Origin of the sequence: uncultured Dubosiella sp. (assembly GCF_964018005.1) — a bacterium.
GTDB classification, from domain to species: Bacteria; Bacillota_I; Bacilli_A; order Erysipelotrichales; family Erysipelotrichaceae; genus Dubosiella; species Dubosiella muris.
On record NZ_CAXHOA010000016.1, the window covers coordinates 20,623 to 33,642 of the forward strand.

Below are 13,020 nucleotides of genomic sequence, written 5' to 3' on the forward strand. Positions count from 1 at the left end.
TTCATTATACCGGCCGCCGGTTCAAAGCGATTTTGGAATGCTCCAAACAGAAAAAAACGACAGGATCCGGATGGATTCCTGCCGTTCGTTCTGGTTGTTTCGAATCATTCTCGATTATTTCCGTTTTTGTTTTTTTCGATACGCCAAGCAGGCCGCAACAAGACCGGAAGCGCCAAGCAGCGTCATCCACAACGCGCGACGCGTGGTTTGTCCGGTATCGGTCGAGTGCGCGGCGCGCGCGGACGGCTTTCTGGATGACGGCGTCCGGCCCGCTTGGGCGCTGCCGCCTTCCTTGCGCCATTGGGCTGTCAGCTGGATGTTGCCAGTAATCGTGAGCGAATCGAATGGCTGCACGATTTTTCCGTCGTTTGTCTTCCAGCCGGTAAAAGCGTAGCCTTGGCGCGCCGGCGCGGCTTGAACGCGATACACGGTTCCTGCCGGCATCGTTTCTGGTGCGTAGCTTGCGCTGGCGACGTTTTGGCCGCCATTCAAGTCGTAGGAAACCGTGTAGCGGATGATCACGTTTGGATCGCGTTTCCATACCGCGTACAGCATCACGTCCTCCGCGCCCATTTCCAGCTCTTTTCCTTCCAGCCCGACGCTTTGACCATCGTCGACCGCTTGTTCCAGCTTTTGCCGGCTCCATCCGGCGAATGTCTCGCCCTCATGGCGGGTAAAGTTCTTTTCTTTCGTCAAAGCGAGAATCGTTCCTTTGCCGACGTTGGTTTGCGGCGCCGGCACGCGGCCTGTGCCGCCGTTCAAGTCGTACGTGAGCGAATACGTTTCGAACACGTCGGCTTTGCCGTCTTTGTTGGCGTCGTAGCCCCAGGCCGCATAAACGGTGACATCGCGTTTTCCCAGTTCGATTTCGCGCAGAAGCGCAGACGTCGGATCCGGATCCTGGCGGGTGTAGATCGCGTGGGCTTCGCGCGTCCAGCCAAGGAAGAGAACTCGCCGGCCGTCGTTGTCGGTATACGTTGGCGTTTTCAGGCTGAGCGCCGCGACGTCGCCTGGCAAGTGGATGCTTGCGGACGGCATGCCATGGACGCTGCCGCCTTCGGCCGCGTTTTTCGCGTAGCGGACATGGACCATCTCCTCAAAGTCGGCGACGCCGTTTTGGTTTTGGTCTTGCGCCCAGACAGCGTAAAGCGTTTGGTTGGCGGAAGGCATCGTGAACGAATCAGCGGCAAGAAGCGCGGTTTGCGCCTGGCTGCCTTCGGTCGCGCTGAACGCGGCCTCGTACGGCTTTAAGCTCCAGCCAATCCATACCTCGTCGTCGGCGCGGGTCAAATCCGCCTCTTTTGGAAGCGAAACGCGCTCTCCTTTCGCCATGCCGGCTTGCGGACGCGGTACAAAGCCCGTGCCGCCGTTGGCGTCGTAAGCCAAGGTGTACGTGTCGAGCACATCGGCTTTGCCATCGCCGTTTTCATCGTAGCCCCAGGCCGCATAGACGTCGATATCGTCGCGCCCAAACGTGATTTCCTGCACGAGATCGTCGGTTGGATCCTGGTCGTCGCGCGTAAAGATCGCGTGCGGCTCGCGCAGCCAGCCCAGCAGGACGACGGCTTTGCCCGCCACGTTTTGGTGGGTTGGATTTCCTGCAAGCTTAAGCGTGTCGCCCGGAATGTGGAAAGCGTCGTCGCTTGGTATGTTTTGCACCGCATCGGTGTTGGCGTTGGCGTGATAGCGGACGCGGACGGTTTCCGCATAATCCGGTACGCCGTTCCGGTTGCGATCTTGCGCCCACACCGCGTACACGTCGTTGTCCTGCTCTTTCATTTTCATTTCGGACAACAACGTCTTTTCAATCGTTTCGTATTGGTCGCTCGTCGCGATGACGTGGTCGACCGGCTTCAAGCTCCAGCCGATGAACACCGCGCTGTCTTTGGTAAACGAATAGTGCTGTAACCCCGCGGCGGACCGCGTTTTGGTTTGGGCGTGTCCGTACAAATCCCTGGCGGTTCTGGACAAGGAGGCTTGCATGCCGACGATGTGGTGGTGAACGCATTCCAGCTCAATGTTTTGCTCGTTGTTCGAATGGTAGCGGACGTGCACGGCGCGCTGCGCGAAATCCGGCGTGCCGTCATGGTTCGTATCGTGCGCCCATACCGCGTACAAGGTGACGTCATGCTTTGGCATCGTGTACTCGTAGGTCATCAAAATCGACGCGTACAAGTCCGGATCCGGATCGTCGTCCAAAATTTGATCGACTGGCGTTTCGCTCCAGCCGGCAAAGACGGCGTCGCCTTTTTTCCAGTTTTCGACTTGAGCGACTGGAACGATCGTGCCCGCGCCGTATTCAATGACGGCTGGCAGCGTGCCGGACGTCTTGCCGTTGCCGTCATAGACGAGCGCGTACCGGTCCTGATAGTCCGGTTTGCCGTCGTCGTTGGAATCGAGAGCCCATACCGCGTAGACGTCGTTGCCTTTCTTTTTCATTTCCATTTCCGTGAAAATGTCTTCTTTGCGTTGGTCGTATTGCGCCTGGGTTTCAATGTCTTTCGGGAACGCCTTCGCGCTCCAGCCGATAAAGACGGCTTTATCCTTCGTGAAGGTGTATCGTCCGACTTCGCCTTTGGCTTCGCCGTTGTGCGCGGTCCGCCGGCCATACAAGTCGACAGCGCTTGAAGAGAGCTTGACGGTGGCGCCGGCCACGTGATGGTGGGCGCAGACAATGTCCATGCTTTGCGCGTTGTTGGAGTGGTAGCGCACTGGAACCGCATCGTCGGCGTAGTCCGGCTTGCCGTTGCCGTTGGCGTCGCGCGCCCAGACGGCATAGAGCGTAAGGGATTTGGCCGGCATCGTCCGTTCGGCGTCCTGAATAATTTTCGATAAAGTTTCCTTGTCGGCGTTTTCATCGAGGACGGCTGTGATTTTGCTCTCGCTCCAGCCGGCGAAGATCGCGTTCTTTTTCGTCAAATCGGCTGGATAGGCGAGGGCGAACGTGTCGCCCTGACGATGGTCTTGCGCGGCAGGAACTTGGCCGGTTCCGCCATTGGCGTCGTATCGCAACGCGTACCGGTTGAGCACGTCGGCCATACCATCGCCGTCTTCGTCGTAGCCCCAAGCCGCAAAGACGCGAAGATCCTGGCTGCCAAACGTCACTTTGTCGATTGTTTCAGGCGGCGTGTCCAGCCGGCTCAAGATCATTTCGACCGGCTTGCGGGTCCAGCCGACGAAGACAACCGCTTTCTTTTTGACTGGATCGTGGACCGGTTTGGCTTGGCTGAGCGAAACCGTTTCTCCAAGGATATGTCCGGTTTCTTTTGCCGGCAGGCGCCAAACGGTTCCACCGGCCTGCGCGTTTGGCTCAAAGACAAGGGCGAGCGGGCGTTCCAGATAGTCGGCGATGTCGTTACCGTTTCGATCGTTGGCCCACACGGCGTAGAGCGTGCTGTTTTTAGCGGGCATCGTCGCTTTGCGCACGATTAGTCGTTCGGCTTCCTCTTTGTCGGCGGCGGTTAGCGCGTCTGGCCGGACCGTCCAGCTCCAGCCGGCGAAAACCTCGTTTGCGTTCCGGGTGTATTCCCTTGTTTGCGGCAAGTCGATTTCCTCGCCCTTTCGCATCCCTTTCTGTGTCTGGGGCGCTTTCCCGCGCCCTTCGTTCAAATCGTAGGAAAGCGTGTACGTTTCGAGCACGTCGGCCGTGCCGTCTTTGTTTTCATCGTAGCCCCAGGCCGCGAAGACGGTTACGTTCTGGCGATCCAGACGAATCGCGTCGATCGTTGTTGGCGCTTCGTCGCCGCGTTTGAAGATGGCTTGCGCCTGTTCTTTCGTCCAGCCGATGAATCGCACAGGAACCCCGTCGATGTCGTCGTGCGCTGGAACCGGCTTGTTTGCGAGTTGAACATTCGTTCCGGCAAAGTAGTTCGTCGTGTCGACCGGCACAGAGTCCGGATGGCCGCCATTGGCATCGTAGAGCAGATGAATTTGCTCCTGATAGTCCGGGACGCCATTTTGATTGGTGTCGGCGGCCCATACGGCGTACACGTCGTTGCCGTCGGCTTGCATGGTCACTTTCGACAACAAAGTCAGCGTTTTTAATTCCGCCATCGTTTGAATGTCTTGGGAAACCGGCTGTTTGCTCCAGCCAATAAAGACGGCGTTTTCCTTTTGAAAGCTGTGGTTTTTGATCGTTTCGTCCGTTTCCGTTCGCCCATACAAATGTTCGGCAGCTGACGACAATTCCGAGTCGGTGCCGACAATATGATGATGCGGACAAATCACGGCTTCTTCCGATTGGCCAAGGTTGGCGTGATAACGGACTTGAACCGCGTGTTCGGCATAATCGGGAACGAGATCGCCATTTTTGTCTTCGGCCCACACCGCGTAAAACGTCACATTCCGGTTGGGCATCGTGTACGTATCCTGCGTCACGATCGAACGGATCAGCGCTTGTTCGGTGTCCGCTTTCAAAATCGTTTCGATTTGGTTTTCACTCCAGCCCGCAAAGATCGCGCCTTCTTTTTGAAGGTCGGACGTGTACGCAATCGGGAATACGTCACCTTCTTGATAGTTGGCGGATGGCGGGACATGGCCCGCGCTCTGCCCGTTGCCGGCATACGTCACCAAATATTCTTTTTCGTAATCCGGAACTTTGTCGCCATCCAAATCGACGGCCCATACGGCGTAGACGTCATTGCCTGTCCGTTTCATTTCCATTTCGGTAAAGATTTCCGCTTGAAGCGCGTCGTATTCCTTTTGCGTTTTGATGTCGGCCGGGAACGCCCGCGTGCTCCAGCCGACAAACACCGCGTTGTCTTTCTTGAAAGCGTGCGCTTCTATCTTGCCGGCAACTTTTTCGCCATGGGAAACGAGGGATCCCCAAATCGTATTCGCCGTCGTGGAAAGCTTGGCGTTGGCGCCAACCACATGGTGGTGTGGACAAATCACATCCACATTTTCGCCGTTGTTGGAGTGGTAGCGTACGTGTACCGCGTTGTCGGCATAATCCGGTTTCCCGTTGGCGTTGGCGTCTTTGGCCCAAACCGCGTAAAACGTCACCGCTTGGGCGGGCATCTCGTACTCGTCTGCCGTAATAATGGATTCGATCGTTTTCGTATCTGCGTTTTCATCCAAAACTCCGGATATCTTCCGGACGCTCCAGCCCGCAAAAACCGCGTCTTGTTTTGTCAAATCCGCGCTGTGGCGCATTGGAAATTTTTCGCCCGCCTTGTGTGCAGTTTCCTGCGGCGCCGTTCCCAGGCCGCCATTTAAATCGTACGTCACGGAATAAGTGTCCAGCACATCGGCGGTGCCATCCTCGTTCGAGTCATAGCCCCAGGCCGCGTAAACTTTCACATTCTCGCTTCCGAACCGAATCGTTTGTATGGTTTGCGGCATGCGGTCTTTCGCTTCGTAAATGTTCCGGGTCGGCTCCAGCGTCCAGCCAAGGAAGACGACCGCCTTGCTTTCGACCGGCTCGTGGGTTGGCCTTCCTTGCAGAGCGACCAGTTCGCCTGGCACTTGATGCTCGCTGTTTTTCGGCATGTTTTGCACTTTATCCTGAATCGGGTTGGCGTCATATTCCAGCCGGAACGAGCGTTCCAAATAATCGGCGATGCCATTGCCGTTGCGATCTTCCGCCCAAATCGCATACAAGGTCGTCGCTTTTGCCGGCATGACGAACAAATCCATCGACACAAACTCTGGCGCTTTGGAGCCCGCCATGAGCACGTTTGTGCTTTGCGTTTCACTCCAGCCCGCAAATAAAATCTGGATCCCGTTCCTTTCTTCTCTTGTCGGGATTTTTTCGTTCAGCTTCACTTTCTCCCCGGCTAAATGCTGGGATAGCTCCGGCATGTTCTCCACGCTTTCCGAAGTGTTTGGATCATAGTTTAGCGGATATACCGCGTTTTTTTCCTTCCAGTCCGGGATGGCGTTGTTGTTTTTGTCCACCGCCCACACCGCGTACACTTGGACATGCGAATCTTTGACCGGCACGTTTTCCACCACTGGTACTTTCGCGAACTCCTCCTCGGTTTGGATGATGGAATTTACCGGAGTCTGGCTCCAGCCCATTAAAACCGCGTTGTCCATCGTGAACGTGTAAGGCGCGGTCGCCGGAATGTCCTTCTCGCTGCCGAAAAGATTTTCTTTTGGCGTATACAGCTTTACGATTTCCCCGTTCACATGATGATGCCCGCATTGAACGACCAAACCGCTTTCGTTGTTGGCGTTGTAAAGAATCTGGTATCCATCCTCTTCATAATCCGGCGTTCCGTTTTTATTTTTATCGGCAGCCCACACCGCATACACGTCGTTTCCGGTTTCTTGCAAGGTGAATTGATCCACCAGCTCCGCTTTCTTTTCCCCGGCTGCGGTCGTGATCAAATCGGTTCTGGTCTTGCTCCAGCCAATCCATACGGCGTTTTCTTTGGCAAAGCCAAGCGCTTGCGCAGTGGCCGATAACGCGCATGTTTCTCCGGCCACATGGTGATGCGTACAGTTTTCCGCCTTCTCTTGTTCGGTATTCGAATGGTACGTCACGTGCAGCGCCTCGTCCTCGCCATCCGGCGTTCCATTTCCATTTTTATCATCCGCCCAAACCGCGTAAATCGTCGTATGGGCGTTGACTGCAATGGAAGAGCCTGGTTTCAAAAGATCCTCCGGGGTCTTTGAAACGGCTGCCGGATAGCGTGTCATACTCCATCCGATGAAAGTTTCCAACGCCTCGCGGGTAAAGCTTCCGCTTGCGACATCGACCTTTTGATTTTTCTTCAAATCGTTTCGGGAACTTGGCAAGGTTCCTTTTCCGCCATTGAGATCGTATCGAAGCGTATACCGTTCCATGACGTCCGCCACGCCATACCCTGTTTCTCCTTCGGCATCCAAATCGTAGCCCCAGGCCGCGTAGACGGTAATATCATGATTCTTATCCTTGTCAAACGTGACTTGCGAGGCCAAATTCAGATTTTCCACCGAATCCTTTGGTTCATATATTTTCGTTGATGGATTTCTTGTCCAGCCCATAAACACGACCCGTTTGCCATCGACATTGGAATGCGTCGGTTTTGGTGACATTTTCAACGAAACCGTATCTCCCGGAATGTGCACACTGTCGAGCAGCGATTTGTTTACCGTGCCTTGCGATTGCGGATTGCCGTTGTAAATCAGTTTCACCAGCTCCTTATAATCCGGCTTGCCGTTGGCGTTGCTGTCTTTGGCCCAAACCGCGTATAGAGTAATATCTTTCGTTCCCATCCGGATTTCTTTTCCGGAAATCAAGATTTCATTGATCGAATTTCCCTGAGCCGCAGTAAACGCCTCCTGGTGTTGTTTTAAGCTCCAACCAACAAAGACTTCTTTTTCCGCTCGGGTAAACTTAGTTTCTTCGCTAATAAGAACGATCGCTCCTTTTTGAATTCCAGTTTCTTTACTTGGAGGAGTTCCATGTCCACCATTCAGATTATAAGTTAAGAAATACGTCTCTAGAACATCCGCTGTCCCATCCTCATTTTCATCGTATCCCCAAGCCGCATAAACCGTCGCGTCCGTATTGCCAATCGTCACTTCTTTTATTGTTTCCGGAGCCGTATTTTCACGACTAAAAATAATGGTCGTTGGCGCCGATGTCCATCCAATAAAGATCACATTTGTCTCTTCAGGATCGGAATCATTTTTCTTCACCGGAGAATGTGTCGGAGTTGTCGTGCTTAATGGGACTTCATCGTTCGGAATCAGAGGCTTGTTGTCCGTTGTTTTTGTGACAGGAGCCGGTACAGAAGTCACTTCACCTTTCATTGCATTTCCGTCATACGTCAACGTACGCTCTTCCTCGTAATCCGGTTTTCCGTTTTTGTTACGGTCAGCCGCCCATACCGCGTAGACATTCGTATTTCCGTCTTCATCCGCGTATGGACCCGTATAACCTTCCTTTGCATCAGCTTCTTTTGGAAGCATTGTGATTGTAGTCCTGATGCTGTCTTTCAGTTCGTTATACTGTTCCTTCGATACAATCACATCCGGCATTGCGGCCGTACTCCAGCCGATGAAAATATGACTCGTCTTCTCAAATGTATGTGTTTTTACTTCCGAATCCATAGAACTTTGAGACGCATCATGTTCTACTTTGTTTCCTGACACAGTTCCATTTTCAGAAAGTTCTACTGTTTCCCCCACTACATGATGATGTGGACAAAGAATATCTTCCATTTCATCGTTGTTTTCGTGATACCGGACACGGACCGCGTCATCGTAATAATCCGGGTTCCCGTTCTTGTTCTTATCGTAGGCATACACGGCAAACAGAGTCACGTTCTTTTCCGGCATTGTATGCACATCGGTTGTGATGATTTTCTTTTTAGCTATCTCTGAGTCATCTTCTGTAAGGATTTGAGGAATTGACTCTGTACTCCAACCGGCAAAGATCGTATCCCCCCCTTTCGTCAACTGATTTGTTCCCGTATAATCTGGTTTGACTTGCTCTCCGGCAATATGCTGCGTAGGCGATGGGACTGTACCATATGTATTTCCATTTCCATCATACGTCAGCGTATAAAGTTTTTCGATAACCGCCGTAATGGTTGTATCTTTTGATACCTTATACGCCTTTAGTTCATCCTTGGAATATAATTTATCTTCTCCATCCACATTCCAGCCTGTAAACCGGTATCCCTCATTAACTGAAACTAACGGAACTGTACCCAATTGCTCATCATGCCAAACGTTTCTTGAAGATTCACTTAACGTCGCATTCTCCGTTTTAAACGTTACTGTATGCGGCTTTTGAAGCCCGATGGTAAGCTTTTGCGCCGCAGAAATATCATTCGGGGTTTTGTTCTTATCCAAAACAAACGTGGCAGTTGCGGTTTTTCCCTGGTCAGCAGACGAAAATTTTCCATTCGCAGGCAGAGAGAATCGTAATGGATTTTCACTGGAAGCATTCGGACTTCCCGGGTTCGTAATCAGCACATCATACGTATCGGCTCTTCGCCGACTGAATTTGAACACGCCATTTTCAGTCTGAAGCTCCTGGGTTTCAGCCGAATCGGCCACCGTCGCGTTTTGGTGTTGTGCTTTCACCATTACGTTGTTTTCTTTATAAAGCTCGTCAACACCCTCGTCAAAAATACCATTATAATTATTATCAATAAAAACTTTTCCTTCAATAACACCGGTTTGAAATTCAACTTGGATGCGAGGCAGAGGGTTGTGGCCCTGATTGTGCGCCGCACCGACCGAGTAAGGAGAAACGCCACAAGGACCGAAGTTGATTTCACTGCCGACCAAATCAGCCATTTCGTCAAAATGGTCCTGATCCTTTGTGAATGTCGGTTCTAAACGCATATTAACTGCCAAATACGCATCTTCGGATATTTTTTTCACATCGTCTTTTGCGGCAATTCGGATCATTTTCACTTTTTTCCATTGTGCCGCTTTCTCTGCTTCGGTTGTACAACCTTCTAATAATTGATTTTCTGTTATATAGTTCTCTTTTTTATTGTAATACTTCAAGTCATTAGATTCTGCTTTTGAATCAATATCGGTCGCGTAAGTCACCACAACATTTCCTTGCGACACTCCGTCTAAAGATGGAGCTCGAGTCAAATTCATATCAAACTCAAACAGCCGGTTTTGCATATGACTATCCCAGAAATCTCCTGCCTTTGGCACCGGAATAAAGTAGTAAAATGCTCTTGCTTCAGCTTCACTAAATTCTCTTCCTGTATTGTTGTCCAAGGTAAACAGCATGTCGATCACATGGTTTTCATCTTTCAAGTAGACCTTTTCCTTATTCTGCTCAAAATTCGAATACTTTGTTGGATCAAATTCAAGAGCTGACCCTTTCTCGGCCACTCGCGCGCCAAAGGTGAAATCAAGACCAAGACGCGCCGCGACGATCGACAGTTTCGTTCCGCTCGTCGTGTTGTTATTAAAAGTTCCATATTTCTCACCATTTACTTCAACAACACTATTTTCACAGCTAGACATTCCGGTATCGAAGTAAATTTCTTTTCCCTGAGACTTTACCAATATACATTCCCGCATATCTAGCGCCATCGCATCCGCGTCGTGCGCAATATTCAGTGTAAAGGAAATTCCCAATTGGTACTGCGTTAGATCATCCTCAGCAAACCAACCTAACTTCGTAGGATTTTTAAAAGTAATTTTATACTCTTTAAATGCCTCGGCATCCGCATTTTGTTGGCTCTCTGATGGCTTAATAAAATTATAATCTCCTTCTTTAATCTCTGTTTGGTTGATTTTCCCGGTTTCAACCGCGGAACTCTCAAATAAGACATAATCCGCGGCACTACCTTTCTGTTGATAGAGTCGAAGATTTTCAATAGAAATCTTCTCCGGCAGCCGAATAATAATTTCCGGATCCGTTATAATTGAATATTTTGTATAAGGATACGCAGAAGCCATGGCCACACCATTAAACTCAACCTCTTCTCCCGCTGTACAAAGAACTTTATCCAAAACAGGTAGTTTCTCATTCGTCTTAGGATCCACCGCATTGACCATTCCTAAGGGAATACTTTTATCTATTATAGTCATCTCTGATTCTTCGGTCACATTCGTTATATTTAAAGAAAAAGACTTAGATTCCCCTTTTTGTGTTCCACTTTCTGAGTTTTCGGCTGTAGCGGATGAGGCAGGGGTTACTTTCAATGTGCAAAAATTATCGTTATTATAAGCTCCTGGTTTCAATATTTTTCCAAATGTGGAGCTTCTTGAACTCGCCATGTCATCCAGGCGCGCAATAATCTTACTCGTAAAATCTTTAGGATAGTTGCTTACCGTCGCGGTTATGCTTGTAAAATAGACTCCTTCAGGAGCTCGCAACAAAACATATCCATCCTTATGTTCCAATGTATTGGCATCTACGGGAGTCGAAGTATCGCTTCCTTTGATTGTATAGGAAACATCGGAAATTGTTGCGTTGTCTGGAACTGGTATCTTCTGAACCGTCACCCCTACAAAATCCGTATTGTCATAAGAATATTCTAGGTTCATCGAATCACTATCGGTTAAACCGTTTCCATCAATGTCGATTTTCCCGAAATAATATAAAACGCCATCTATATTTCCAGACTGAGCGGCAATCCCTTGAGGACGCGATTTTCCATTCACTACCACAGGTCCGGCTGTAGCAACCTCACAGGTCCGATTAACTGAGAGTGAATTACACTTCCATTCATCTACATTTTTCCAGTCCTTATAGCTCGTTGCAATATTTCCGTTCCAACTTACTTTTTCACCATTTTTAGCTTCTTCTCCGTTATCCCAAACAAAATATGGGGTAATATAATCATCCGCCTGGATGTATAAATTTTTCCAGGTTACAGTAACTTTATTATCCGTTGTATTATATGCAACCTCGTACTTCTCAGTGTTCTCGTCTTTACCTAAATCATCCAGATTCCACGCTCCGCTATCCGATTGAATGTGATGCAGTTTGGCATATGTGTTTTTTTCATTATTTTTCGGTAATGGCATCGTCATGCTAAAACTTTCGTAGTAGCTTCCAAAACTAAATTGAAACCGATCTGGTCGATACCGAATATCCACCAATTTAAACGGTTCCGTGCTCTCCGCCATCAAATACTTAGAAGATGGTACTACAGCATTTAAAAATGGGCCCGTCCCCAACTTATCATCCTCTGTTAAGGTTCCAACAGCAGAAAATGTATCATATTCGGTTTTTGTTTCTCCCTCAACGCTATACGTTTGAATTTTAACTGCATCAGAGATTACAGGTTTTTGATTCGTTCCATCCTTGTCTTTAATCCACTGCTTATTCCACAACGTCGTATCAAAGGCGAGGATAATGTTAAAACTCGTGTTCTGGGCCGTTTCCTTTAAGGAATACGTGATCGTTCCTGATTTTGGTCGATAGGCTCCAAAATTTTTTTCGCTGTTTAATTCCTCCAGACTTTCTGGCGTTACATCTTCCACAAATCCATTTTTTTCCGCTTGCGGAAATTCAACCACAGTCATTCCATCCGGAATCGTAATGGACACTTTTTTATTTTTCAGATTCAGCTCGCTCTCCACTTCGAAATGCAAAGTCACCTGCCGGTCGTATTTCATTGTAAATTCATTCTTTGTTTCCTGATCCTCGCTTACAAGCGACTGAACAGCACCTGTGCTGTCCTTGATCGAAACCGCGGCGATTTTCATTTTCTTCTCGGTCGCATCCGGCGTTGTGGAATCCGGCGCTTCATCTCCCTCTGCGATGCCGGACTCCTTCTCGTTTTCCTTTTGAGAAGTATCCTTGTTGTCATCGTCCATTGTAATGACTTTTTTAGGCTGTTCGCCTTCTTCCACTGGATCTTGTTCTTCTTCCGGTTTCGTTTCCTGTCCGGCTTTCTCCTCCATGAACGCGCCATACGCCGCGGCCACCTCTTGATAAAGCTGCGTCAGGGTTTGCGCTTCGGCTTGTCCGTTTTCATCGACTTGCTGGTCAAGCGCATCCAAAGACTGAATTATAGACTCCTCCTGTCTTAAAACCGCTTCCATGAAGGCGTACTCGTCCTCTTCCAGCTGGGCGAGCTCATCCTCGTTGAGCGCCACGTACGTGTCGTAGGCATGTTCTATACGCGTGTAGACCGCTTGCAGCGGATCTTCTTCGGCGCTTTCCTCGGTGAGGATGGCGATGATTTCCGCGATATCCTCCTGCAAGCAAGGAACGCAGCGGTATTGGCACGGATCGGTCCCGCATTGGGCGTCGTGCCAAGGATGATGGACGCAAAGTCCTTGCTCGTTTCCGACAGTCGGATTTTCTTCTTCGGAAACGATTTCGGTTTCGTCCTCCATCAGCTGCTGCTCGACGACTTCCGGATCCGTTTCGGCTTCCGTTGCCAAAACCGGCCAGTTCAAGCCGTTCGAAACACTCAAAAGGGCGCAAAGAGAAGAGGCCAGGAATTTTCGTCCAATGCCTTGAATGACTTTACGCTCATGGTTTTTCACAGTTTTGTGGGGTTGCTGTTTCATCATGTTCATAATCTCCTTCCCAATTTACATTTTAAAAACTTTTTTCGCCAATTTCCAGACCTTATTCCAAAAAATATG

Annotated in this window: 1 protein-coding gene; it reads right to left on the bottom strand. The window is 50.0% G+C overall.

Annotation, left to right across the window (positions count from 1 at the left end):
- Window positions 1–114 precede the first annotated feature (114 nt).
- A complete protein-coding gene (locus tag ABNS49_RS10765; protein WP_305084919.1) occupies window positions 115–12,945 on the bottom strand; it encodes an InlB B-repeat-containing protein in 12,831 nt (4,276 codons plus the stop codon).
- Between the last annotated feature and the right edge of the window lie 75 nt (window positions 12,946–13,020).

Bases quoted from the DNA above. Each gene is read 5' to 3' on its own strand.
- ABNS49_RS10765 (WP_305084919.1), bottom strand. From the start codon at position 12,945: ATGATGAAACAGCAACCCCACAAAACTGTGAAAAACCATGAGCGTAAA.